General features: G+C 38.7%; 26 protein-coding genes, 4 pseudogenes and 4 other annotated features. Of the genes and pseudogenes, 18 read left to right on the top strand and 12 right to left on the bottom strand.

Annotated features, from left to right (window positions below; translation table 11 throughout):
- Window positions 1-7 precede the first annotated feature (7 nt).
- From adhB to yraG, 3 genes are read right to left on the bottom strand one after another with little or no spacing between them, the layout of a single operon-like run.
- Window positions 8-1,144, bottom strand: a complete 1,137-nt coding sequence (gene adhB / locus BSU_26970) for a putative oxidoreductase (involving bacillithiol) (protein NP_390574.2) — start codon at window positions 1,142-1,144, stop codon at window positions 8-10.
- A gap of 18 nt (window positions 1,145-1,162) precedes the next feature.
- Window positions 1,163-1,531: a putative spore coat protein gene (yraF, locus tag BSU_26960; protein NP_390573.1), complete on the bottom strand. Its 369-nt coding sequence runs from the start codon at window positions 1,529-1,531 to the stop codon at window positions 1,163-1,165.
- A 17-nt stretch (window positions 1,532-1,548) separates the two neighbouring features.
- Window positions 1,549-1,794 carry a putative spore coat protein gene (gene yraG / locus BSU_26950; RefSeq protein ID NP_390572.1) on the bottom strand — a complete coding sequence of 82 codons (246 nt, stop codon included), beginning with the start codon at window positions 1,792-1,794 and terminating at the stop codon, window positions 1,549-1,551.
- Window positions 1,795-2,042: 248 nt separating this feature from the next.
- Here yraG and yraH point away from each other — a divergent pair, with 248 nt between their 5' ends.
- From yraH to yraJ, 4 genes are all read left to right on the top strand, one after another.
- Complete coding sequence (yraH, locus tag BSU_26940; RefSeq protein NP_390571.1) at window positions 2,043-2,429, top strand: putative lyase; 387 nt, start codon at window positions 2,043-2,045, stop codon at window positions 2,427-2,429.
- A gap of 142 nt (window positions 2,430-2,571) precedes the next feature.
- Window positions 2,572-2,673 (top strand): hypothetical protein, encoded by a 102-nt coding sequence (locus tag BSU_26935; RefSeq protein ID YP_009513987.1) that lies wholly within the window; start codon window positions 2,572-2,574, stop codon window positions 2,671-2,673.
- A 271-nt stretch (window positions 2,674-2,944) separates the two neighbouring features.
- Entirely contained in the window at window positions 2,945-3,304 is a 360-nt protein-coding gene (yraI, locus tag BSU_26930; protein ID NP_390570.2) for a hypothetical protein, read from the top strand.
- Window positions 3,305-3,356: 52 nt separating this feature from the next.
- Entirely contained in the window at window positions 3,357-3,713 is a 357-nt protein-coding gene (yraJ, locus tag BSU_26920; protein ID NP_390569.2) for a hypothetical protein, read from the top strand.
- A gap of 407 nt (window positions 3,714-4,120) precedes the next feature.
- Here the strand turns inward: yraJ and yraK are convergent, their stop codons facing one another.
- Complete coding sequence (yraK, locus tag BSU_26910) at window positions 4,121-4,936, bottom strand: putative hydrolase (protein NP_390568.2); 816 nt, start codon at window positions 4,934-4,936, stop codon at window positions 4,121-4,123.
- Window positions 4,937-5,072: 136 nt separating this feature from the next.
- A complete protein-coding gene (gene yraL, locus BSU_26900; protein NP_390567.1) occupies window positions 5,073-5,336 on the bottom strand; it encodes a hypothetical protein in 264 nt (87 codons plus the stop codon).
- A 442-nt stretch (window positions 5,337-5,778) separates the two neighbouring features.
- Between yraL and csn the strand changes: the two genes are divergently transcribed.
- Window positions 5,779-6,612: a chitosanase gene (csn, locus tag BSU_26890; RefSeq protein NP_390566.1), complete on the top strand. Its 834-nt coding sequence runs from the start codon at window positions 5,779-5,781 to the stop codon at window positions 6,610-6,612.
- 272 nt (window positions 6,613-6,884) lie between these two features.
- Here csn and prpF read toward each other — a convergent pair whose 3' ends face one another.
- Window positions 6,885-7,988 carry an aconitate isomerase gene (gene prpF, locus BSU_26880; RefSeq protein ID NP_390565.2) on the bottom strand — a complete coding sequence of 368 codons (1,104 nt, stop codon included), beginning with the start codon at window positions 7,986-7,988 and terminating at the stop codon, window positions 6,885-6,887.
- Window positions 7,989-8,132: 144 nt separating this feature from the next.
- Here prpF and yraN point away from each other — a divergent pair, with 144 nt between their 5' ends.
- Together yraN and yraO are read left to right on the top strand one after the other, a co-directional pair.
- Complete coding sequence (gene yraN, locus BSU_26870) at window positions 8,133-9,002, top strand: putative transcriptional regulator (probes citrate or citrate-related metabolite) (protein NP_390564.1); 870 nt, start codon at window positions 8,133-8,135, stop codon at window positions 9,000-9,002.
- Window positions 9,003-9,116: 114 nt separating this feature from the next.
- Complete coding sequence (gene yraO, locus BSU_26860) at window positions 9,117-10,433, top strand: putative citrate transporter (RefSeq protein ID NP_390563.1); 1,317 nt, start codon at window positions 9,117-9,119, stop codon at window positions 10,431-10,433.
- A 273-nt stretch (window positions 10,434-10,706) separates the two neighbouring features.
- On the opposite strand, the gene yrpG is transcribed toward yraO, so the two are convergent.
- The gene (gene yrpG / locus BSU_26850) at window positions 10,707-11,687 is read right to left on the bottom strand and encodes a putative aldo-keto reductase (RefSeq protein ID NP_390562.2); all 981 of its coding nucleotides are present in this window, start codon (window positions 11,685-11,687) and stop codon (window positions 10,707-10,709) included.
- A 134-nt stretch (window positions 11,688-11,821) separates the two neighbouring features.
- Between yrpG and sigZ the strand changes: the two genes are divergently transcribed.
- The 3 genes from sigZ (at window position 11,822) to BSU_26827 (ending at window position 13,463) form a co-directional block, all read left to right on the top strand.
- Window positions 11,822-12,352: an RNA polymerase ECF(extracytoplasmic function)-type sigma factor (sigma-Z) gene (gene sigZ / locus BSU_26840; protein ID NP_390561.1), complete on the top strand. Its 531-nt coding sequence runs from the start codon at window positions 11,822-11,824 to the stop codon at window positions 12,350-12,352.
- Window positions 12,353-12,483: 131 nt separating this feature from the next.
- On the top strand, window positions 12,484-13,239 hold the full coding sequence (gene zinT, locus BSU_26830; protein ID NP_390560.1) for a lipoprotein buffering protein for Zn2+ transport: 756 nt from the start codon (window positions 12,484-12,486) through the stop codon (window positions 13,237-13,239).
- A gap of 62 nt (window positions 13,240-13,301) precedes the next feature.
- Window positions 13,302-13,463 carry a hypothetical protein gene (locus BSU_26827; protein ID YP_009513986.1) on the top strand — a complete coding sequence of 54 codons (162 nt, stop codon included), beginning with the start codon at window positions 13,302-13,304 and terminating at the stop codon, window positions 13,461-13,463.
- A 286-nt stretch (window positions 13,464-13,749) separates the two neighbouring features.
- Here the strand turns inward: BSU_26827 and yrpDX are convergent, their stop codons facing one another.
- The 5 genes and pseudogenes from yrpDX to yrpB form a co-directional block, all read right to left on the bottom strand.
- The gene (yrpDX, locus tag BSU_26826) at window positions 13,750-13,827 is read right to left on the bottom strand and encodes an expressed polypeptide of unknown function (protein ID YP_009513985.1); all 78 of its coding nucleotides are present in this window, start codon (window positions 13,825-13,827) and stop codon (window positions 13,750-13,752) included.
- Window positions 13,828-13,917: 90 nt separating this feature from the next.
- Window positions 13,918-14,079: a sequence feature (Evidence 5: Unknown function), on the bottom strand.
- A pseudogene (locus tag BSU_26829) lies at window positions 13,918-14,079 on the bottom strand. Its footprint overlaps the feature before it by 162 nt.
- 323 nt (window positions 14,080-14,402) lie before the next feature.
- A complete protein-coding gene (yrpD, locus tag BSU_26820) occupies window positions 14,403-15,110 on the bottom strand; it encodes a putative lipoprotein (protein ID NP_390559.1) in 708 nt (235 codons plus the stop codon).
- 380 nt (window positions 15,111-15,490) lie between these two features.
- Window positions 15,491-16,288: a glutamate racemase gene (gene murI / locus BSU_26810; protein NP_390558.1), complete on the bottom strand. Its 798-nt coding sequence runs from the start codon at window positions 16,286-16,288 to the stop codon at window positions 15,491-15,493.
- Between the two features lie 349 nt (window positions 16,289-16,637).
- The gene (gene yrpB, locus BSU_26800; protein NP_390557.1) at window positions 16,638-17,681 is read right to left on the bottom strand and encodes a putative anionic nitroalkane monoxygenase; all 1,044 of its coding nucleotides are present in this window, start codon (window positions 17,679-17,681) and stop codon (window positions 16,638-16,640) included.
- Window positions 17,682-18,059: 378 nt separating this feature from the next.
- Between yrpB and aadK the strand changes: the two genes are divergently transcribed.
- The 8 genes and pseudogenes from aadK (at window position 18,060) to cypA (ending at window position 23,489) form a co-directional block, all read left to right on the top strand.
- Window positions 18,060-18,914, top strand: a complete 855-nt coding sequence (gene aadK / locus BSU_26790; RefSeq protein NP_390556.1) for an aminoglycoside 6-adenylyltransferase — start codon at window positions 18,060-18,062, stop codon at window positions 18,912-18,914.
- 225 nt (window positions 18,915-19,139) lie between these two features.
- On the top strand, window positions 19,140-19,643 hold the full coding sequence (yrdA, locus tag BSU_26780) for a hypothetical protein (protein ID NP_390555.1): 504 nt from the start codon (window positions 19,140-19,142) through the stop codon (window positions 19,641-19,643).
- An 809-nt stretch (window positions 19,644-20,452) separates the two neighbouring features.
- Window positions 20,453-20,824 (top strand): putative integral inner membrane protein, encoded by a 372-nt coding sequence (gene yrdB / locus BSU_26770; RefSeq protein ID NP_390554.1) that lies wholly within the window; start codon window positions 20,453-20,455, stop codon window positions 20,822-20,824.
- A 228-nt stretch (window positions 20,825-21,052) separates the two neighbouring features.
- Window positions 21,053-21,616, top strand: a complete 564-nt coding sequence (yrdC, locus tag BSU_26760) for a putative hydrolase (RefSeq protein ID NP_390553.1) — start codon at window positions 21,053-21,055, stop codon at window positions 21,614-21,616.
- Between the two features lie 98 nt (window positions 21,617-21,714).
- Window positions 21,715-21,849 (top strand) — a sequence feature (Evidence 5: Unknown function).
- A pseudogene (yrdDn, locus tag BSU_26750) lies at window positions 21,715-21,849 on the top strand. It overlaps the preceding feature by 135 nt.
- Window positions 21,849-22,049: a sequence feature (Evidence 5: Unknown function), on the top strand. (Overlaps the previous pseudogene by 1 nt.)
- Window positions 21,849-22,049, top strand: a pseudogene (gene yrdDm / locus BSU_26749). (Overlaps the previous feature by 201 nt.) Before yrdDn ends, yrdDm begins: the two co-directional pseudogenes overlap by 1 nt.
- Window positions 22,049-22,207, top strand: a sequence feature (Evidence 5: Unknown function). Its footprint overlaps the pseudogene before it by 1 nt.
- Window positions 22,049-22,207: pseudogene (gene yrdDc, locus BSU_26748) on the top strand. (Overlaps the previous feature by 159 nt.) Before yrdDm ends, yrdDc begins: the two co-directional pseudogenes overlap by 1 nt.
- A gap of 49 nt (window positions 22,208-22,256) precedes the next feature.
- Window positions 22,257-23,489, top strand: a complete 1,233-nt coding sequence (gene cypA, locus BSU_26740; protein ID NP_390551.1) for a cytochrome P450 — start codon at window positions 22,257-22,259, stop codon at window positions 23,487-23,489.
- Window positions 23,490-23,631: the final 142 nt, after the last annotated feature.

Below are 23,631 nucleotides of genomic sequence, written 5' to 3'. Positions count from 1 at the left end.
CCGTTTTTTAAGGCTTTAACACAACTTTGATACAATCATCCATTTTTGAATCAAAAATGTCATAGCCATGCTTGGCTTCACTAAGCGGCAGGACATGGCTGACAACATCTCCCGGATCAATTTTGCCTGTCGATACTAGTTCAAACATGTACGGCATATAGTGGATCACTGGAGCCTGTCCAGAGCGTATATTGACGTTTCGCTGCATAATATCTCCTAACGGAAAACCGTTATATCTGCCTCCATACACACCTGTAATTTGTATGGTTCCTCCTTTGCGAACAGCTTGGGAAGCAATGACCAATGCACTCATCGTTCCGCCATGAAGCTTTAAGCCGCTGGCAAGGAACTCGAGATCGCTCATTTTACCATCCATCCCAACAGCGTCAATGACTACATCCGCTCCGCCTTTCGTGATTTCCTTTAAATAATTCCCTGTATTCTCATGGTCTTCAAAATTAACGATTTCTACTTTGTTTGTACGTTTCGCATGCTGTAAGCGATAGTTTACATAGTCAACTGCTATGACGCGTTTTGCGCCTTTTAGCCAACAAAACTTTTGAGCAAACAGGCCGACTGGTCCGCAGCCGAGAACGATAACTGTATCGCCTTTTTTTACGCCGGCATTATCCACACTCCAAAAGCCGGTGGTCATGGCATCGGCAATCACGCTTAATTTCTCATCGGGTTCCTCACAAGATTCAGGGATTTTAAAATGGGTAAAATTCGCAAACGGCACTCTTAAATATTCAGCTTGCCCGCCTGGATAACCGCCAGTTTGCCCTGAATAGCCGAAATAAGCACCCATTTCCCCATTGTCATTAGACTGATCACATTGGCTTTCCAGCTGGTTTTTACAAAAAAAGCATTCCCCGCATGCTATATTAAAGGGAATAATTACCCGATCTCCCTTTTTTAGTTTAGTCACCCCAGAACCAACTTCTTCGACGATTCCCATCGGTTCATGGCCGATGACATAGTCTTCTTGCATATTCGGAATGAATCCATGGATTAAATGTAAATCTGATCCGCAAATGGCTGTACTGGTGACTTTGATAATCATGTCATCGGATTTTTCAATCTTTGGATCGGGGACATCTTTGACAACAACATTTTTAATGCCTTGATACGTTACTGCCTTCATGCTGTAAAACCTCCAGTGTTAGTGTTCATCAGGTGTCCGGTCAAACATCCCTTTGCGATTTGTTTCATCAGGAAAGAGGTTCATATTGCCGACCATGATCGTGTTTTTTGCAGAGAGCTGATCCAGCTTATACTGTTCGCTCAGCTCATATGGATGGAACCACTTTTTGCTGATCATCAGTTCCGTAATCTCTTGGTGCATCGCAATTCCTTGCATCAGCTGTTTCCGAAGCAGTGCTCTTACATCTGGTGAAGCGGTTTCTGTCAAAGCTACAGCAGTATTCCTTACGCCTTCCTTAGCTCGTATAAGAAAATCCATCGCGAATGTAGTGTCTGCTAGTTCAGGCACATTCAGCGAATTAATGGGGTCTAAATGATCATTATTCAAAGAGGCTTACCTCCCTTTCAATTGATGATTGGCGTTGGGCGGCTTTGAGGGACAGGGGCCTGAAATGAGGCACGCTCATAAACCGCTTGTAATTCAGTAAGGTCTTGAATGGATTGCTGTACATCTTTTTCCATCAAGTCCTTCAGTTCTTGGTCAAACACAAGCCCTTGCATTAACTTTGATTTCGCTATACAAAGTGTTTTAAAGTTCACGATTTCATGTAAGTCAACAGCCTCATGAGCTGCCAATGTTTGATGATCCATATTGATGTAACCTCCTTTTATCAACGTTACATTTCCCGAAATGAAGTTGAAGCATACAGAAAATACACTCGGTATCATTTTTTGTTTTAAGAATCGCTGTTTTTGCTCGTTCTTATGACATGGACTAAACTGCACTTAAATCTGAAATAAGGGTGAAGTATGGAAACTTGACATAGTGCTGTCAGGTTTCTTTGGTATCATTAAATTGGATGACCAGTAAAAGTATGGTTTTATAGGAGGCACTCGATATGAAGCTGTTACAAATTAGACTGTTGGTGAATGATTTTAAGAAAAGCGTCGAGTTTTATAAAGATTCATTAGGACTTCCAATAAGTTGGTTAGAGAATGAAATGGAATATGCACTCTTTGATAATGGGGAAACGAAAATAGAGCTTTTATCTCGAGAAACGATGGCTGAAATCGTTGGAGAGGAAAAAAAGTCCTTGGAAGGAGAAGCTCAATCAAAATTTTTGCTTCAGTTTAAGGTAGAAGATGTTGATAAAACGTATGACGATTTACACGAAAAAGGAGTTAAATGTGAGAATAAACCGCATGATCGCAAGGAATGGAGTGCCCGAGTTGCTCACTTCAGAGATCCAGATCATAATCTGATTGAAATATATAAAATGTTATGATTTTTTGACTCGCAAAATCATAGAATAACGTTTGATAACGTACCTAATCATTTTTACACGCCCTGGTAAAAGAAAGCAAAGTCATAATAGGTTGCGGACACTGAACTTGCAGCATTTACGCTGATTTGTATGGTGTCCGTTTTTGATTGGTGAAAAAGGTGGAGTATCTATGAATCGAGAAGAAGCGTGGATACAAGGAAGCAGTACACTGATTGAGTTAATTGGTGGAAACGAAGCCGCTTGATCCATGTCCTTTTTCCTGATTGTCAATCGTGATTACCGACTGGACAAATGATTAAGAGCCAAATGTAACACACCATCAATATCAAGCCTGACTACCATTTATTTTGTATCCTTAATTGTCGAAAACATAGGAATAATTCCACTTTTGAAAGATCTAGTTTATGGTACATTGATAAATATATGGGAGGGGAGGGGGCATGGTATCTGAAAGTAAATCCTTAACTGGATGTAAGAAAGTCAAACGTACGGCATTTATAAGGGGAGGGTATAAGGTGAATAAGTTAAAGAGGCTAAGTATGCTAACGGTGATGATTGCATCTGTGTTCATTTTTTCTAGCCATGCACTTGCGGCTCAGTATTATACGGTTTCAACAAGCAGCGGTGCTCCTGTCAACATGCGCAGCGGCCCAGGTACAAGTTGGGGAATTGTAACGACCATTCCGAGCGGAACCCGCATCCCGATCTATTGCTACAAAACCGGTACAACTGTAACTGGAAAGTATGGAACGAGCAATATTTGGAATTACACAGAGCGGACGCTTGCCAGCGGGGAGATCGTTCCTGGATTTGTCTCTGATACATATATGTATACAGGCTCAGACGGTCCGGTTGTTCCTAAATGCAGCTGGTAGCCTATGTTCTATCGTTTCTTAAAATGAAGGAATTGAAGAAAGAGGGATGACATTGACTAAACTGAAAATGCTGAGTATGTTAACCGTGATGATTGCATCTTTATTCATTTTTTCCAGTCAGGCACTTGCCGTTCAGTACTTTACTGTCTCAACAAGCAGCGGTGCGCCTGTCAATATGCGCAGCGGTCCTGGTACAAATTATCCTATTATGCTTTCCATTCCGAGTGGCTCCCGTGTTCCTTATTATTGTTACGCTTATGGAACGACTGTTACAGGGAAGTATGGAACGAGTAATATCTGGGACCAAATCCAGTGGAAAGATTCCCGGGGTGTCGTGAATATTGGATATGTGTCTGACACATATGTGTACACAGGTTCAGACGGCCCTGTCGGTTACAAATGCAATTAGCTAAATACTCCGTACAATAGAATCTCTTCTTAAGGGCCTATCTAGGACGAACCATACCAACAACAATAGTTGGTATGGTTTTTGCTGCGATGAAGTCTTCCATACCTGCATTTGTGGTGATTTTCAAAAGAGATTCATGATGTTAGACACTGGTTGTTGTTGAGGACAAAATAACGAGCCGCTTTAGAGTTGTATCTAATGGTATAAAATACGGAATTAAGATAGGAAATAATCAATAGGAGAACGTAATGTACAAACCTATTTTTCGATGAAATCCCTAATATCACTTTGGTTAAACATCTCACATTGCGTTCTCGTTAGTGAAAAGTTCTTTTTACGCTTCGTGAAATCTTCTCCAATTCCATAGTTAGTTTCACCTGTCCTATTTTGAAAATTTTAATCAATCCTTAACACGTATGTTTCTTTTCTTTTTCTAACATGTCGTGTAACCTCTCAGAAAATTCTTTATGGTACATTGTGTACCCCGTATGATTTCCGGGGAATTCAACCCATTCTGTTTCCAATTGTTCCGCTAGGGCGTTCGCGCAACGATAAGGAAAAAGCTCCCGAGAAGCACTTCCGCCAGCTGGGAGTATCTTCATCGGTGAAGATGTAAACACAGTTTTTAATGCTTCGAAATCTAATGTATAGCTGAGAATTCCTTGAATTTCATACTCAGTGAAATACGTTGAATTGCCGAGAAGCCGCTTTGTCAGGACAGCCTTTGATTGTTCGTCTGTCTCTAATCTTGACATTAATTTAATGACTTCACTTCGATGATTTTTCTTAAGGTCTTCCATGAATTGCTCGGCTTGTTTCAGCTCATTTCCATGCAGAAGCTGCAATAAGATTGGTTCGTGTGGGATCATGACATGTACTTGTTCGGGATGGCGTATGCACAGATCAAGCCCGATAACAGCCCCGGAGCTGCTTCCAAATACATAGGCCGGCTTATTGGTGATTTTGGCTAGAAGACGGTGAGCATCGTCACTGTGTGTTTCCACACGGTAACCCTCAATCTGATTGGCGAGATTGCTGCGGGAATGGCCGCGGCGATCATAAGTAACAACCGTGTACCAGTTAGCCAGATGATTGGCAACATGATGGAACTTGTCGGCATCACCGCCTCCTCCGTGGACCAAAAGAATGATTGGACCAGAGCCACGCACCTGATAGTGGATGTTCGCGCCGGGTACTTGCAACGTTCCATTGTTTATCGTCATTTGTAGGACCTTCCTTTCTTCTCATCTCCCTTAACTTTACACAATTGGCCAATGGTATCATATGCAGGAAATAACTAAGAAACAAACTCGCCATATAAAAAGCACTGATTATTTTTTATCAGTGCTTCCGTTTTGTTTATTTAGAGTAGACAATTTTTTTTATTGTTTCAATAGAGAGGTGATATTCATCAGATAATTGATGAATGGTTTTGCCGTTTTTAAATGCTTTTTTAATAGAAGCGTTTCTGTCATCGATCAGCTTTCTTGTTCCTGAACACGCACCCCATTTTTGATGAGAGGATTCAGGTTTAGGGATATATATTGTTTTTCCTTGAACATACTTTTGAATTTCCGATATCAGCTTTTCAGGTAAAATAGCGGTTGCTTTTACATATGCCATTTCTGCCAGCTCCTTATTTTTTTATGTCAAATAAGGTGCAAAGCCACTATATCAGAAAAGCTTACTTGGGCGATCTTTTAGAAAGTCTACCCCATGCAAAGTATCGCCTTCCCAATAGTAGGCTTTGCATGGGACGTTGCGGAATCTGGCATTCTCATCTTGCTTGCCATTACATCACCTCCCTAACGATTTTCGATGATCACTTCCATTATAAAATAGAGTAAAGCCTTATGGCATCTTGTTAATGAAAGTTGAAGCAGTATGAAAATCAAGGGACCTTCCCAGTGAGAGGGGCTAAGGCTGATTGGCAATGAATAGAGTAAGATTCAAGCTATATTACTTTAGATTCAAAATATTGACAAATTGATGTATTTTCAACAATAGGGCAGTTTCTTCATGTATACTGAGTCTGTATTTACAATATTTAGAAAGGGGAAGTGAAATGAAAATCAGTATGCAAAAAGCAGATTTTTGGAAAAAAGCAGCGATCTCATTACTTGTTTTCACCATGTTTTTTACCCTGATGATGAGCGAAACGGTTTTTGCGGCGGGACTGAATAAAGATCAAAAGCGCCGGGCGGAACAGCTGACAAGTATCTTTGAAAACGGCACAACGGAGATCCAATATGGATATGTAGAGCGATTGGATGACGGGCGAGGCTATACATGCGGACGGGCAGGCTTTACAACGGCTACCGGGGATGCATTGGAAGTAGTGGAAGTATACACAAAGGCAGTTCCGAATAACAAACTGAAAAAGTATCTGCCTGAATTGCGCCGTCTGGCCAAGGAAGAAAGCGATGATACAAGCAATCTCAAGGGATTCGCTTCTGCCTGGAAGTCGCTTGCAAATGATAAGGAATTTCGCGCCGCTCAAGACAAAGTAAATGACCATTTGTATTATCAGCCTGCCATGAAACGATCGGATAATGCCGGACTAAAAACAGCATTGGCAAGAGCTGTGATGTACGATACGGTTATTCAGCATGGCGATGGTGATGACCCTGACTCTTTTTATGCCTTGATTAAACGTACGAACAAAAAAGCGGGCGGATCACCTAAAGACGGAATAGACGAGAAGAAGTGGTTGAATAAATTCTTGGACGTACGCTATGACGATCTGATGAATCCGGCCAATCATGACACCCGTGACGAATGGAGAGAATCAGTTGCCCGTGTGGACGTGCTTCGCTCTATCGCCAAGGAGAACAACTATAATCTAAACGGACCGATTCATGTTCGTTCAAACGAGTACGGTAATTTTGTAATCAAATAAGCAGTGAGGAAAAGAAACCGCTGCAGATGAACTCAATCTAAAAGATACCAATGATGTTGGTATCTTTTTATTTGCAGTAAAAAGTATTCAATTTTCTCTATAATGATTATGTCATGCTTGAGGCAGATACATGAAAGGACCTTGGCGATTTCATAAAAAACAATATAGAGGCTTTTTTAAAGCCATGCAAGATTACAATGGATCTGTGCAAGAAGGCGCATTCAATCCATCTATTAACGATGGAAAGGGGGGAGGCTTTTTGCACAGTCCATCTACATCATTTGATAGTCTCCATGCGTATAAACTGTTCCGTCCATAATACGTCGTGCGGTACGGACGATCTTTATACCAGTGGGCTCCACCATTGTTTCAATAATACCAGAAGAATGAGCTAGCCGAACCTTTGTAGAGTGGTTTTTTGCTATTCTTGCAGGGATTGCACCTTCCACTGAAAGGGCTCTTGTTGTACATATCGCTCCAGTGACAGCCAGTGCTTGATGTGGCTTTTGCATGGACATCATCCTGATGTGTAAGTCCATCTCAACGCTTGAATGCCAAGCACCTGTACTATCTTTATATTTCTCTGGTTTTGCTACTATAGCCAGTTTGGGGACAGCCGGCGATAACTTTGTAGCTGAAAATCGACTGGCAAAGCCGCATTTCTCTGCCGCAATGGATCTTAATTCTTCAAATTGAGCCAACTGTAGATCAGTAAATTCTTCTGCAAGTTCCGTTCCATCCAGGCCGATACTGCTCGCTTCCACAAAAACTAATGGATTTGCATAGTCGATAATAGACACCTCTATTTGGCCTTGACTTGTATCTAAAAACTCCGAACTATTTCCAGTAGGCAATAAATGACCGGTAACTGAACCAGCGGCATCATGAAAGTTTAAATAGATTGGAGATCCAGATCCAGGTACTCCAGATATCGTAACATCTCCGTCATATTTGACCTGACCGTCTTCCACTTCTACTTCCGCAATGATCATTTTATTCGTATTGGTATTCAGGATCCTTACCGCAGTCATTGGTTCTTTCGCTTTTACAAGTCCTTCTTCAATAGCAAATGGACCAACAGCAGCGGAGATATTTCCGCAGTTCCCCTTAAAGTCCACCTTTTCTTCCGAAATGCTGACTTGACCGAAAGTATAGTGAACATCAATATCCGAAGTATATGCTTTCTTTATTATTGCCACTTTACTAGTAAGGGAATTACCGCCACCCAAACCATCTATTTGTCTTTTATCAGGACTTCCCATGACATCAAGCAAAAAGGGCTCCCATTCGTTTTTATTGTTAGGCATGGCTGATTCGTGGAAAAAAACGCCTTTGCTTGTTCCGCCTCTCATGATTGTTACATTCGTCTTGACCATCGTCATCATCCTCATCTTAAAGGTAGTATTTTTTATGTTTTTTAGTGTAGAAGGTAAAAAAATAAAAATAAAATATAAGTTTTCTTAATATTCGATAAAAAAACTTTTATAATTGTGAAAGAAGGACTAGAAAGGAAGATGAAAATGGATGAGAAAGATTGGATTTTATTGAAAATTCTTCACGAAGAACAAAGTGTAACAAAAACAGCAGAACGATTATTTACATCACAGCCTTCCATCACTTATCGGTTGAAAAAGATTGAGGAGATTTTCGGAATTGAATTATTCACCAAAAGGCATAAAGGAATTACCTTTACTGCGGAAGGAGAACACTTGGTTGCTTATGCAAGAAGAATGCTACAGGAACTTCAAGATACCAAAGATCATATCTCTAATCTAAGCAAAGAGGTGCAAGGACATCTAAGGCTGGGGGTATCAAGCAATTTCGCTCAATATAAGCTCCCTAAGTTATTAAGGGAATTTTCCACTATGTATCCTAATGTCCAATATAGTGTACAAACAGGCTGGAGCACAGATGTCATGAAATTATTAGATGCTGGTATTGTACAAGTCGGTATACTGAGAGGAAGCCATCGCTGGAAAGGGGTGGAGGAACGGCTGACACGGGAAAAATTACATATCATCTCAAAAAAACCAATAACGATAGAGCAACTTCCTTTTTTACCTTTTATCAAATATAAAACGGATGCTTCTTTAAAAACGATTATAGAAGATTGGATGCATACGAATCTAAAACAAGCCCCCATTATTGCAATGGAAGTGGATCGACAAGAGACTTGCAAAGAGATGGTAAAGCATGGTCTTGGTTACTCCATAGCACCAGAAATTTGCCTGCAGGAATCTGATCATTTGTACACAATGGAACTGTATAATGCTAAGGGTAAGCCTCTAATGAGAGATACTTGGCTAATGTACGATCAAAAATCATTAGGAATCAAACTCGTTAAAGCATTCATTGATTTTTTAAAGGGTGAACAAATGGTAACCATTTAAAGTTATGATAGAATTTTTTTTGAAACACAGTAAAAAAATATTTATTTAACTTATTACACCGTATAAGATATGTTAATCAAAAGTCATTTGAAAGCGCATTCTTGGAGGTGTAATATGCTTACTATTTTAGGTTTTTCGATGGTAACTGTTTTTACAATATTAATAATGACAAAGAAAGTCTCGCCTATTGTTGCCTTGACCATCACTCCCATTGTTTTTGCTCTTATTGGAGGTTTTGGTAAGGGTATTGGCGACATGATTTTAGAAGGAATTCAAACAGTTGCAAGTTCAGCGGCATTGCTATTGTTTGCTATTCTTTTTTTCGGAATTTTAATTGATGCAGGTTTATTTGATCCGCTAATAGAAAAAATTTTATCTATAGTAAAGGGAGACCCTGTGAAAATAGCGATAGGGTCTGCCGTCTTGGCAATGCTTATCGCTTTAGATGGGGACGGTACAACAACCTATATGATAACAGTCTCAGCAATGTTACCTTTGTATAAAAGAATTGGTATGAATCCCATGGTTATGGCGACATTAGCAATGCTGTCGTTGAGTATCGTTAGCGGAATGACTCCATGGGGCGGACCAGCTACAAGAGCGATTTCAGTGCTGGGTTTGGATCCTTCAGATTTCTTTGTGCCATTACTTCCGACCATGCTTGGAGGTATTGCTTGTGTGATATTTCTGGCTTTTCTAATGGGAAGGAAAGAGAGGAATCGAATAGGCATCGTTCAATTAGAGCCTAGACATATAACAAAGGACAGCTCTCAATCTTATATGGCTGCTACTTTGGAGAGCGAACAATTGAAAAGGCCACGCTTAATATATCTTAATTTATTCCTCGTTATAAGTATCATGGTGTTTATTGTGCTTGGAACTAAGCATCCGTCAGTTTTATTTTTAATTGGTTTTGTTCTTGCCCTTACTATAAATTATCCGAATGTAAAAATGCAGAAGGAGCGAATCGCCGAGCATTCTGGTAATGCCATAACCGTGGTATTATTGGTATTTTCAGCAGGAGTATTTGCTGGTATATTATCCGGGACAAAGATGGTGGATGCCATAGCAGGATCATTAATATCCATCATCCCCTCATCAATGGGAGGGTTTTTCCCCGTTATTGTAGCACTCACTAGTATTCCGTTTACTTTTGTTTTATCAAATGATGCATATTACTTTGGTATGGTACCTATCTTTGCAGAAGCTGCCTCAGCATATGGTATAGAACCAGTAGAAATTGCAAGGGCTTCTATAATGGGGCAGCCGGTTCATCTGATGAGTCCATTGGTTGCGTCAACAGTATTGCTAGTAAGCATGCTTAAAATGGACTTGGGGTCATTTCAAAGGTTTGCCGTTAAGTGGGCTGTAATTACATCATTAGTTATTACGTTGTTAGCAATCATTACAGGGGCTATTACTATTTTGTAAAGAAACAATAATAATATTTAGACTGCCAATGAATCATTAGTTTGATTGATTTAAATACAGCTGAAAGGGGTCCCAAGCTGATCAAGCCAGTTGTCTTTCCAGTTACTCTATTGTTTAGGGTTCTTTTTTAAGCGGCAGCATTTTTGTCGATGTTTAGCCAGCATTTTCAGCACGATGTGGAAAAGACAAGAGACAAACATGCTCTTGTCTTTCTTAATATGATAGTTCAGTATAAATATTTAAGAAAAATGTCAGTATTGAGTAATGAATGTATCACCAGGCGTATGCCTCAGGTGTCTCTCCTCCAGGTCCGGGAAAGATATCATTTAACATGCGGAGAATCTCCTTATCCAGACTGATTTCAACGGCTTTTATCGTATCACGCAGCTGCTCAACCGTTCGTGGTCCGATGATCGGCGCAGTTAAAACTGGATTTGCCAGCACCCATGCCAAAGCCACATTTGCTTCTTTTTCTCCTAGTTCTTTGCATAAATCTGAAAATTTCTCGAGTTGCAAACGATGTTTTTCAATTAAATCTGCTCTTTTTGCTGTACGAGTTCCGGCATTGCTTTTCAATGCCTTCCCGCCAAGAAGCCCTCCTGCAAGGGGACTCCACGCCACTACTCCTAAACCAAGATCCCGTGCAGCCGGCAGCACTTCCATTTCAGCTGTTCGTTCTAATAAACTATACTTATGCTGTTCAGTGACGAGTCCCATGAATCGCCGTTTTTCAGCTTCAGCTTGCGCTTTAACTAAATGCCAGCCTGCAAAATTACTGGATCCAATATAGTCTACTTTGCCGGAGCGAACCTGAGTCTCAAAAGCTTCCCATATCTCATCCCACGGTGTCCGCCTATCGATATGATGCATTTGGTACAATTCGATATGATCTGTCTGAAGCCGCTTCAGTGATCCTTCCAGATGACGTCTGATTTTGTATAGAGACAAGCCCCTCATATCATTTGGTCCGTCATTCGGATCAGAAATCGGTTCATATACTTTTGTCGCCAGAACAACTTTCTCGCGGCGCTGTCCTCCTTGTGCAAACCATTTTCCAATGATGCTCTCTGTCAATCCTGCGTTTTTGCCCCAGCCGTAAATATTGGCAGTATCAAAAAATTGAATGCCGTTATCAAGTGCTTCATCCATGATACGGAACGCAGTCTTTTCGTCTGTATCAACTCCAAAATTCATCGTGCCTAAACATAAACGGCTCACCCGCAATCCTGTTCTCCCTAAATAGGTATACTCCACAACAAACCTCTCCTTTATCATTATTTTTGGCAACAGCTGCAATACAATTGATTCAACAATTGTTTGCTCTTTGTTACGATTAAAAAGACGAAGCAAATGTAAAGCAGACGCAAAATTATAGGAGGTTTTTTCAAATGAATATAGAGGATCTATGGGATCAATTTCATCAGCCGTTAAAAACATATATTTCACATAGGGTTAACGATCAATCTATCGTTGATGACCTCTTGCAAATCGTATTTATGAAAATACAAGTGCATCTCCCAAATCTGATCGATGAACAAAAGATCGACAGCTGGATTTATCGGATCACTAGAAATACGATTATTGATTTTTACCGTACAAAAAAAACAAGCGAAATATTGCCTGATGTTCTACATTTTAATGACAGTGCAGAGGAAGAAAATTTCACCAAGGAAGCAACTGTGTGTATTCGATCGACCATCAAACGGTTGCCTGAAAAGTATCGAGAGGCGCTCGAGTTAACTGATTTCCAGGGGTTATCACAAAAAGAGTTGAGTGAAAAGCTCGGCATTTCTTACTCCGGAGCAAAATCAAGGGTACAACGCGGACGTGGAAAATTAAAACAGCTGCTTGAGGGGTGCTGTCACATTGAAGCGGATCGATATGGAAATATCGTAGACTTTCGTATTTTAAAGGAATAACTGATGAACATAGTCAGTTATTCCTTTAAAATAGGCCATCCGCATGAAGAGCATTTTTCCTTTGATGTTTGCAAGAGATGTATGTATAATAAATCGTAATGTTTTCGATTTAATAAAAAAGGAGTGTTGGAATGAACATTTTATTTTCAAAACGGCTAGGCATATTAACGATTGGTTCATTACTAGTTTTGGCAGGATGTCAGACTTCCGGTTCTTCTGCAGGTGAGTCTAATCAAACAACATCATCCTCAGCAGTTGAAGAAGACTCTTCCAAAACGCAAGAGCAAACATCTGACAGTCATACACACGAACATTCTCACGATCATAGTCATGCGCATGATGAAGAAACAGAAAAAATATATGAAGGCTATTTTAAAAACAGCCAAGTAAAGGATCGCTTACTTTCTGATTGGGAAGGAGATTGGCAATCTGTATATCCATACCTGCAAGATGGTACTCTTGACGAAGTGTTTTCATATAAATCAGAACACGAAGGCGGCAAGACAGCTGAAGAATATAAAGAGTATTATAAAAAAGGCTATCAAACAGATGTTGACCGTATTGTAATCCAGAAAGATACTGTAACGTTCTTCAAAAATGGAAAAGAATATTCTGGTAAGTATACGTATGACGGATACGAAATTCTAACCTATGATGCGGGCAATAGAGGGGTAAGATACATATTCAAACTAGCTAAAAAAGCAGAAGGGCTGCCTCAGTATATTCAGTTTAGTGATCATAGTATTTACCCGACTAAAGCTAGTCATTACCATCTCTATTGGGGGGACGACCGTGAAGCTTTACTTGATGAAGTCAAAAACTGGCCTACTTACTACCCGTCAAAAATGGATGGACACGATATTGCCCATGAGATGATGGCTCATTAAATGATGATTACTCTATGAAAGTTGTTCTGCCATAGCCATTTTTTCTGTGGAGAATTGATAGAATGGGGAAAAAACTGATTGAGACCATTCAGTATCCGCCATATTATTGTGACGTGGCATACCTTGAGTCATCTCACATGAAGAGTAGAAGAAACCTATTTCAAAATAAAAAATCATTGGATGTATGGCAGTGGATTACGCTTGAAATCTATTGGCTTATATGAAGCAAAGAAGAGACCCAAAAACCGCAAAGCTTCTTCAAGAAAGCTTTGCGGTTTTTTATATGTCTAAGCCTCGATTCATCTCACCATAAAAATGCATTTCAACTTTCTCTTTTGATCGACAATAGTCCATAAAGGGAAGAATAATTCCCTCACAAAGAAGTCGTGGCAGTAATCTCCATAGGTGTGTTTGCATGGCCCACTTTAATGGTTTTGTTTAAATCTAATAAAAAACAGACGCCATAAAGATTTCTTATGGCGTCTGATGGATATGAGGTAAGGTGTGTTCTTAATAGCCACCAAAGAAAGATGTCCCAACGATGATTAATAGGATGAATAGAACTACGATTAATGGAAATGACCTCATAACATCACCTTCCTTAAAAGAGGATAGTACATGATATGCAGATCGAGCTTATTCGATAGTGATGCTAGTTTAATTGATGTAAAAATATTTTTAAGGCTGGACTGCTAACTGATCTTTATTAGTTATTGGATCATACTTATGATTTTGGAATGAATCCGTTTCAAAGTGATGTGTTGTTCTCGGCCAATCGTTGGCTAATCTTCCTGATGCAATCGAGCTATATGAAGCCATCCCTCTTTTATGAAAGTACACCCAAAACTTCTCTCTCTTGCAGACCCTTAATCATTTGACTTGCATATCGAGCGTAAGCATGCCTCATCTAAAAATAAAGTGCACCATCTGCTATTTGTTTTAACATTTTTAAGACAGTGATGCACACCTTTTGCGTTGAGCAAATGGAACAGGTTCAGAAGGGGCGAGCTGCCCTTACTTCACCCAGATAAAAGACGGGGATAGACGGCATGTACCGAAGCTAACTGAAAGTTAAATTGAAATGAAAAAAGGGGCATGTTAAGCCCCCTTTAAGACTATCGAGAGCTTCTCAATAGCCTAACGCATTGTATGTTTAACATGTTTTAATTTTTGACAACGGATAAACTGACACTGTTGCCTGAGACTGTTACTTTAGCGAAGTCTTGTGTATCAATTACAGGTGTTATTGCTTTGTTGTCGATGGTGATGTTTGTAAAAGATGTTGAAAAGTTTGATTTGATAGATTGGCGTGACCCTGTTGTTGCAACTGTAGCGAGCGCTTTCCATTTTGAGATGGAGCCGACATTTGTTTTGCTGATTTCTGAAATGAGACGGCCGTTGTATCCGGCATTGTTCGTGCCCCAGTATGTAGCGCGGGTATTGCCGTTAAGGTTTTTGTAGATGGTAAGTTGTACGGTGCTGCCGGGACGGAAGCCTTTCGTATTCGTGAATTGGCTTCCTCCTTCGAGGTACTGAACCTGATCCTGTCCTTTTGAACCGACTTTCATATATGGTTTCCATACATTATATTTATCACTGTACTGAAACCCGATATCGGATTCTGTGCCTCCGCTAAAACCAGAGTAGATGTAGGCTGTCCCATTTGAAACCTGAGTGGAGCTAGGAAGCTGGATTTTCGTAACAAGAATGGCACCATTACTGTTCAAGTAAGCCCTCCCGCCGATTCCATCAGTTAGCTGTGATGCAGCTTCTGCGGTTTTTGGACTAATAATACCCGGTACATCTACTGCACATGTGCCAAAAAGCACGGTTGCCGTAAGCGCACCCGCAAGCAGACCTTTTTTCATCATCATTATTTCCCCCTATCATTATAATTAGAAAACGCTATCATCTTGTATTATAAAACATTATGAAAATAATTCCATAATAAACATGCACATAGATACAGAATTTACACATTATGACTTTGTGCATCTGGCAAACGGTCGATTCGCAATCGTGAAAAATCTCCTGTGAAGTGTAAATGTTACGATAACTTTTCAATCGAGACTTGTGTTTTATTGAAATAGAAAAGCTATAGAGAGGGGGGAGAAATAAGAGGGGAAAGAGAGAAAACACTGTAATCAGATATGTGTGTATAACTCAATTGTTTGTTAGAAAAAAAGTGGGCTTTTTAAGCCCGCTTCTTAGTTCATGTTTCTCTTCAGGAGATTGTCTTTTTCATTTACATTCAATGTCCAACATGACTCCTTTGAGTTTCATCTAATATTTCAAACAATCTTTTGTACTTTGATATGACTTCTTGGTCCACAATTTTATGGCCAGAATTGAAAAAGGTGATTGAGCCCGATCCTTTACCAAGCTGGTTACGATCTGCAAGAACTTTTTTCAACTGTTTTGCAGTACCGACACTGCCTGAAATCATATCAACTTTTATCCCAAACAGTTTTTCAAAACTGTTTTTGAAAAACGGAAAATGAGTGCATCCTAACACAATCGTTCCATATTGTTTCAGATCAAAAGAAGATAGTTCGTTCTTTAGATATTTAATGATTTTGTCTTCACTAAAATCAAAGTTCTCAGCAAATTCAACTAGTCCTGGAAGAGCTAAGCAATCAACAAGGTCATGGTGATCAATTTCTTTAACTAGATTATGAAATTTCTCTTCTTTAAGCGTCAAATTAGTAGCAACTACCAGAACTCTTTTTCTTTCCTCTGTACATTTATTTATAGCAGGCTTTACAGCGGGTTCGATTCCGATTATCGGAAAGTCGAAGTTTCTCCGAAGATCCTCTATCGCAATGCTAGTAGCTGTATTACACGCAATAACAAGAGCTTTGATATTTTGACTGGCCAGAAATTCAGCTGCATTGAAAATATATTCTTTAACTTTACCCTTTGATTTTTCACCGTATGGAACGTTTAACGTATCTGCATAAAAAATGTAATCTTCATAAGGAAGAACTTTTATGGCCTCATACAATACAGTCATGCCACCAATTCCTGAATCAAAAAATCCTATTTTCATCACTTCTCACGCTTTCTGTCTCATTCTTTTTTTATCATATGACTTTATATCATCTGAATCAAACGAAAAAGAACCATTTTACTATTCAAATTTAATATGGGAGCTATCGATTATTCGAATAGGGAGCAAAACTTGAGAAGGGGAGATAAGATCGAAATGTTGGTAATGTATTGTGGTTGTGGTGAAATTATCAAGATCGCATCGTATCAATGTGATGATTGATAACCCGATTCAAATTAGCTTTGAAAATGTAGGAGTATTTAGATTTCCAGAGTCAGTGGATGAAATTACGAAAAAAAAAGCAAACTGCCTGTCAAAGTTTGCTTTTTGCTCTATCAATGAGGTGCGCCTATATTTTTATATCCTCTTGGCAAAGCTGATTTAAAAGCTGCTTAACCGAAATTTCCTCAGTCAATGACCGTATCCCTTGACCTGCCCATAAAGACATCTGATCATGGTTATTTTGAAGTGAAGCCTTCTGTCTCATTGCCTTCGTTAGTGTATTTTGATAAGGGTACGGAAGGGTTTGTGTCTCAAACTGTTCATTTTCTTCCATCCATTTATTTACGATTCCTCTGGCCTCTTTACCTGAAAATAATGTCGTAAGCTTTGTATCTGCTTCGTTTGCTTCTAGTATTTTCTGTTTATGCACTGGATGTGCGTTACTCTCGTGACAAATTAAAAAGGCAGAACCGATTTGAACGCCTTGGGCTCCGAGGGTTAAAGCTGCTTTTACTCCTCTGTGGTCTATCATTCCCCCAGCAGCTATGACAGGTACGCTCAGTGCATCTGCTGCTTGTGGAATCAGAGCCATTAAACCTACGGCAGATTCACCTTTGGAAGGTAAGAATGCTCCGCGATGTCCACCGGCTTCACTTCCTTGAAGGACTACTATATCCATTCCCCGTTCTTCCATTAACAATGCTTCTTCTACTGTTGAAGCGGTTCCTATTAAACAGCATCCAGCGGTTTTTAGCTCCTTTACTGCGTCTTCAGGCGGCAGATCAAAAGTGAATGAGCAAGCCTTAACCTTGTATTTTAAAATTAGATCAATTTTTTGATAGAAGTCATCCCACTCTTCTTGTACAGATGTGAATTGATTTACTTGATTAGCTAACGGTATGTTTTCTTTCCACTTTTTAATCTGATCTTTTGGTGGCATCTCTAGACCTAGCGGAACAAACACATTAATTTGAAAAGGAGCGTCTGTCAGCTCAAATATTTCTTTTATTTGTTGTTCTAGGAGGTCTGGCGTAAGATACCCCGATGCTAAGCTGCCAAGAGCACCTTGATTCGAAACTGCAGATGCAAGTCGGGGCTTTGTAATACCGCCAGCCATTGGAGCTTGAATAATCGGTTTTGTTAAAGAAAACTTTTTCATAAATTCATTCATACCGAATCCTCCCGTTAAGACATGATTTTTGAAAAAAGTGTCATTTTAAAATTTACTCAAAAACTCGTATTCGCTTAAATATATCGTTTTCCTTCTTTTTGTCAATCTCTCATACCAGTTAACATGTCGATAAAGCAGGGGGGATTAAAGTGTGTCAAAGATAGTGTCGTCCCATGGCGGCTCTACAAAAAACTGAATATTCATGTAGTCCGTCATAGTTGATATCTGATTTTGAGATGTCTTGCATCTTAATATTGAATGATATATAGGAGAACATCATGTAAAATAAAGCTTAGAAGAATACATCACATTCAAGAGTAAAAAAATCTATAAGACGTTTTACAGTTAGATATTAAGGCTGAAACGGAGGAACATGTAATGCGAAGTGAGCAGGAAATGATGGACATTTTTTTGGACTTTGCTTTGAACGATGAGAGAATCCGATTGGTCACTTTGGAAGGGTCACGTACAAACAGAAATATCCCTCCTGACAACTTCCAAGATTATGACATCTCGTATTTTGTAACTGATGTAGAATCTTTTAAAGAAAATGATCAGTGGCTCGAAATCTTTGGGAAGCGCATTATGATGCAAAAACCAGAAGATATGGAGCTTTTTCCTCCCGAATTAGGTAATTGGTTTTCATACATTATTCTTTTTGAGGATGGCAACAAATTAGATCTAACCCTTATTCCAATTCGTGAAGCAGAAGATTATTTTGCTAATAACGATGGTTTGGTTAAGGTATTGCTTGATAAGGATTCGTTCATCAACTATAAAGTGACCCCAAATGATCGCCAATACTGGATAAAAAGGCCGACTGCAAGGGAATTTGATGATTGCTGTAATGAGTTCTGGATGGTTTCGACTTACGTAGTAAAAGGACTAGCAAGAAATGAAATCCTTTTTGCCATTGACCATTTAAATGAAATTGTACGTCCTAATTTATTGAGAATGATGGCCTGGCATATCGCATCTCAGAAAGGGTATTCATTTAGTATGGGGAAGAACTATAAATTTATGAAGCGGTACCTTTCAAATAAAGAATGGGAGGAACTCATGTCTACATATTCTGTGAATGGGTATCAGGAAATGTGGAAGTCTTTATTTACTTGCTATGCATTATTTAGAAAGTATTCAAAAGCTGTATCAGAAGGTCTTGCATATAAGTATCCTGATTACGATGAAGGTATTACTAAGTATACGGAAGGTATTTATTGCTCAGTAAAGTGATAAGAATATAGGATTGTCTTCATATGATATTTGATTCTCGCTGACAATGGAGACCAAGTAGTCAGATGTTTGTAAAAAGATGCGTAAATCGTTACGTTTAAGAATGTCTACGCATTTTACTATGATTATTCTTGTCCGAAATTTTTGTTCTTTTTAACGAAAGGAGGCATTATAATTAACCTATAAGCACATTGAAAAAACAAAAGAATGAAAAGGAGGATTTTTGTGTTTCAAACCTTAGACCATTTTTTGAAATCTTGGGAGTTCGAAGCAGATGCTACACAGAAACTATTAAATAGTCTGACTGATGAATCACTTAAACAAGAAATAACTTCACAAAATTGGACTCTAGGCCGTATTGCTTGGCATACTGTTGCTGCCATTGGCATCATTACCTCAAACACAGACTTAACGTTCCAAGCCCCAGCTGAAGATTATCCTGTTCCAACTTCTGCTCAGTTTATAGCTGACAGCTATCATCAAGCCAGTAATGCATTTGTACAGGCATTAAAAACCCAATGGACTGACCATACACTTCAAGAACGTATCAACTTTATTGGACAACAAATGCCTAACGGTTCACTTTTGATGTTTTTAATTCAACATCAAAACCACCATCGGGGACAAATGACTGTTCTTATGAGACAAGCAGGTTTAACTGTTCCAGGTATTTATGGTCCAGCAAAAGAAGAATGGGCAAAATTTGGTTTGGAAGCCCCGAAAATGTAATTAACCTTTTTATAAAAAGTTACGCTATGACAACATATAAGAAGATGTTTTGATCAATCTTTTTTCAAAACATGTTCTTTTTTTGTTCGTTTACAATGATAAGAACATATTCGAATCATTTTTATTCCAAACCACTTCAAATGACAACGTTCTTCCGCTTTATTGTTGGCCTGTTCCCAACGATGTAAGTATAATTTTTAATGCTGTCAAATCTTCGATACACATATCTATAGATTCCTCTCTAACAAAACCCCCGCTTTTTCTGCCATCACTCGAGGTGGGGAAGGCATTTCATTTTTCAACCACCATTCGACTACTCCTACGTATGCATTTGCAACAAATTCAGCAGCGATCGATGGTTCAGAAATTCCAATGAAACATTCAGGTGTTGCTCAATTTTTGAATAAAAGCAGCTGCGCCAAAAGGAAGCCTATTGGAAGAGTCTAGCTGAGTTGGAACGTCTTCTCAAAAGGGAAGGCAATTTATTTACTGTAATTCATACAATGAGTAAAGCCTCCCAGGTATAATCTTTACTTCGTTCGACAAATTCTGCAAATTGTAGACAACTTCCTGATTATTTGGATAATTAACTGAATAGGAGGGGAAAAGTTGTCATATTTCATTATACTTATCATCGTTCTATTATCGGAGCATTGGTAACAGCAGCAGTCGGTATCATCTCTTCAAAAGTAGAGGTAATCTCGCCGAAAACTACAATAGAATCTAAAGAGGAAGAACAGAAAAGTTTTTATACGCTGAAATAAAGCAGAGAAAGAGCATCTCCTGCGGGGGTGTTTTTTATAGAGGAGTTGGAAAAACTGAATCAGACTAATTTACTTTTAAGATTCACCCTTGAAATTGCTGCACTAATCTCCTTAGGGGTGTATGCTTGGATAAGCTTTAATGGTTATTTTAAATATGTTTTAACTTTGGTTTTACCTATTGCAGTTATGATTGTCTGGTCTGTATTTGCAGTACCTCATGATCCTAGTCGAAGCGGACAAACTGTAATAGCTGTAAACGGAGTAACAAGGTTAGTTATTGAATTATTGATCTTTGCAATGGCTGTTGCAGCGCTTTATTTTAGTTATTTAAAACCAGTTAGTATTGTCTTTTTATGTCTTATAATACTCCACTACATCATTTCAGCTGAGCGTATCAAATGGCTTCTAAATCAATAGTTTTTCATTTCAGCACTCGTTATTAGAGTGTTTTTTATTATTCTCTGTAGAGCCAGTGATTCTCAGATTAGATTTGAAGGTTAACGGCTTGGGCACAGTTGCAGTATAGAACGCATTTTCCAATAAAGAAGGCGCTCATTTGAAATTCATCATTAAACAATTGTACAAAAGTAAAATTTGTATTTAGAATGTAGTAATAAATAGAAATTCTACGTAGGAGGGTATCTTGTGGAAGAAAAGAAAGCTTTAATCATTGTGGATGTACAAAAAGCCTTCGATGATAAAAAATGGGGGGAACGGAATAACGTAAAGGCGGAAGAAAACATTAGTAAAATACTAGAATTATGGAGAGAAAAAGGATGGACAGTCATATACATACAACACACTTCTGATAAACCTCATTCTTTATTCCATCCAAAGAATGAAGGGTTTGCAATAAAGGAAATAGTTAAGCCTATGGATGAAGAAGTCATTATAACCAAGACAGTAAATAGCAGCTTTATTGGTACGAATTTAGAAGAATTCTTAAAATTAAATGAAATAACCACTGTAGTCATAACTGGTTTAACCACGCCTCACTGTGTATCAACCACCACAAGAATGAGTGGTAATTTAGGGTTTGATACATACCTGATTTCAGATGCAACAGCAGCCTTCGGAATGAGAGACCAAAATGATACATATTATGATGCGGCGACTATTCATAATATATCTCTAGCTACATTGCATGATGAATTTGCCACAATATTGACAACTGATCAATTAATAAATGATTTTATAAAAACTCACTGATGAAAAACATTTTGGCACAGTAAAACGGCAGGCGCCTTTCCAATAGGAAGGGCGCTTTAATTCGATTTCCTGCTTTACTGCTCAGAGGAGGTGCATCAATGTTTCTTTATCGACAAGCAAGAGCAGATGAAGTAAGCAAAGTGGCAAAGCTATTCCATCAATCTTTCAATCAATATCCTTTTATGGATTTACTCGTAAAACGCGAAAAAAAGATCATTCATTTATTTTTGAAATGCATAAAGTACTGACAAGAGCATATTTTAAAAAGCATTTCTTTTTTGTTGGCATTCAGAATGGTGAAATGGTTGTTGCCGCTCTATTAAAACATCGTGATAAACCCGACATTAAACTTGATCGATTATATAGCAGCAGGGGGGATAACATTAATCAAAATGGGGCTAAAAAATTTTCCAAATCCTTAAAAGAGCCGGCATAGAAGTATTAGGAGTTTCGCCATTTTATCAGGGAAAGAGTTTAGGCAGCAAAATGATTAATGACTGTCTCATATCTTTTATTTCAAAATGCGGGGACGGCATTTTGGCCCTTATCATGAATACTGATCTCAATGGATCATTTTACAAATCGTCCTGATTTTATATTTAAAGATTATCATAACCTTTCAAAGATGGAGGTCGAATGAATGTCTTCAAAAGAAAAAAAGAGTGTAACCATTTTGACGGAAAGTCAATTGTCTTCGAGAGCATTTAAAGATGAAGCGTATGAATTTTATAAAGAATTGCGAAAATCACAGGCTCTCTACCCATTATCTTTAGGAGCTCTGGGGAAAGGCTGGCTCATATCGAGATATGATGATGCAATACATTTATTAAAGAATGAAAAATTAAAGAAAAACTATGAAAATGTATTTACCGCAAAAGAAAAACGTCCTGCTCTATTGAAGAATGAAGAGACTTTAACAAAACATATGCTTAATTCAGATCCCCCTGATCACAACCGCTTGCGAACTCTTGTTCAAAAAGCATTTACGCATCGGATGATTTTGCAGTTGGAAGACAAAATCCAGCATATCGCAGATTCTTTATTGGATAAAGTGCAGCCCAACAAATTCATGAACCTAGTAGACGATTATGCGTTTCCATTGCCGATTATCGTGATAAGTGAAATGCTCGGCATTCCCTTGGAAGATCGTCAAAAATTCAGAGTATGGTCGCAAGCAATTATTGATTTTTCAGATGCCCCTGAAAGACTTCAGGAGAATGACCACTTGTTAGGGGAGTTTGTTGAATATCTGGAATCCTTAGTTCGCAAAAAAAGGAGAGAACCTGCAGGAGATTTAATCAGTGCATTAATTCAAGCGGAAAGTGAAGGCACACAATTAAGTACAGAAGAATTGTACTCGATGATTATGCTGCTTATCGTTGCAGGTCATGAAACAACCGTAAACTTAATCACCAATATGACATATGCTCTGATGTGTCACCATGATCAACTAGAAAAGCTCCGCCAGCAGCCGGACTTGATGAATTCAGCCATAGAAGAAGCATTGCGGTTTCACAGCCCTGTTGAGCTAACGACAATTCGCTGGACGGCTGAACCGTTTATACTGCATGGGCAGGAGATTAAACGGAAAGATGTGATCATCATTTCTTTAGCATCAGCAAACCGTGATGAAAAGATATTTCCAAATGCCGACATATTTGATATTGAAAGAAAGAACAACCGCCATATTGCTTTTGGCCATGGCAATCATTTTTGTCTTGGTGCACAGCTAGCCCGCTTAGAAGCAAAGATTGCGATTTCCACCTTATTACGCCGCTGTCCAAATATACAGTTAAAAGGCGAAAAGAAACAAATGAAATGGAAAGGGAATTTTCTGATGAGAGCACTCGAAGAACTGCCGATTAGTTTTTAATTTTTAGGGGATATGTGATTTTCAAACATATCTTGTTTTACTCCTCAATTAGATTAAACGATAGTAAAAGCTGTAACATAAAAATTTGATATGATAGCTTTTTAAAAACAAAGTTTAGCATTATTTATGCCTACCGGGTATG

It is taken from the genome of Bacillus subtilis subsp. subtilis str. 168 (assembly GCF_000009045.1).
GTDB classification, from domain to species: domain Bacteria; phylum Bacillota; class Bacilli; order Bacillales; family Bacillaceae; genus Bacillus; species Bacillus subtilis.
Note: the sequence above shows the minus strand (reverse complement) of the source record. Positions and strands in the feature narration are given on the sequence as shown.

Excerpts from the sequence above, each read along its gene's own strand:
- zinT (NP_390560.1), top strand. The coding sequence starts at position 12,484 with ATGAACATTTTATTTTCAAAACGGCTAGGCATATTAACGATTGGTTCA.
- adhB (NP_390574.2), bottom strand. The coding sequence starts at position 1,144 with ATGAAGGCAGTAACGTATCAAGGCATTAAAAATGTTGTTGTCAAAGAT.
- yraL (NP_390567.1), bottom strand. The coding sequence starts at position 5,336 with ATGGCATATGTAAAAGCAACCGCTATTTTACCTGAAAAGCTGATATCG.
- yrpB (NP_390557.1), bottom strand. The coding sequence starts at position 17,681 with ATGAATGAATTTATGAAAAAGTTTTCTTTAACAAAACCGATTATTCAA.
- yrpD (NP_390559.1), bottom strand. The coding sequence starts at position 15,110 with ATGATGAAAAAAGGTCTGCTTGCGGGTGCGCTTACGGCAACCGTGCTT.
- aadK (NP_390556.1), top strand. The coding sequence starts at position 18,060 with ATGCGAAGTGAGCAGGAAATGATGGACATTTTTTTGGACTTTGCTTTG.
- sigZ (NP_390561.1), top strand. The coding sequence starts at position 11,822 with ATGAATATAGAGGATCTATGGGATCAATTTCATCAGCCGTTAAAAACA.
- prpF (NP_390565.2), bottom strand. The coding sequence starts at position 7,988 with ATGGTCAAGACGAATGTAACAATCATGAGAGGCGGAACAAGCAAAGGC.
- yraN (NP_390564.1), top strand. The coding sequence starts at position 8,133 with ATGGATGAGAAAGATTGGATTTTATTGAAAATTCTTCACGAAGAACAA.
- yraO (NP_390563.1), top strand. The coding sequence starts at position 9,117 with ATGCTTACTATTTTAGGTTTTTCGATGGTAACTGTTTTTACAATATTA.
- yrpDX (YP_009513985.1), bottom strand. The coding sequence starts at position 13,827 with ATGAGGTCATTTCCATTAATCGTAGTTCTATTCATCCTATTAATCATC.
- cypA (NP_390551.1), top strand. The coding sequence starts at position 22,257 with ATGTCTTCAAAAGAAAAAAAGAGTGTAACCATTTTGACGGAAAGTCAA.
- yraH (NP_390571.1), top strand. The coding sequence starts at position 2,043 with ATGAAGCTGTTACAAATTAGACTGTTGGTGAATGATTTTAAGAAAAGC.
- yraG (NP_390572.1), bottom strand. The coding sequence starts at position 1,794 with ATGGATCATCAAACATTGGCAGCTCATGAGGCTGTTGACTTACATGAA.
- csn (NP_390566.1), top strand. The coding sequence starts at position 5,779 with ATGAAAATCAGTATGCAAAAAGCAGATTTTTGGAAAAAAGCAGCGATC.
- murI (NP_390558.1), bottom strand. The coding sequence starts at position 16,288 with ATGAAAATAGGATTTTTTGATTCAGGAATTGGTGGCATGACTGTATTG.
- yraK (NP_390568.2), bottom strand. The coding sequence starts at position 4,936 with ATGACGATAAACAATGGAACGTTGCAAGTACCCGGCGCGAACATCCAC.
- BSU_26827 (YP_009513986.1), top strand. The coding sequence starts at position 13,302 with ATGGGGAAAAAACTGATTGAGACCATTCAGTATCCGCCATATTATTGT.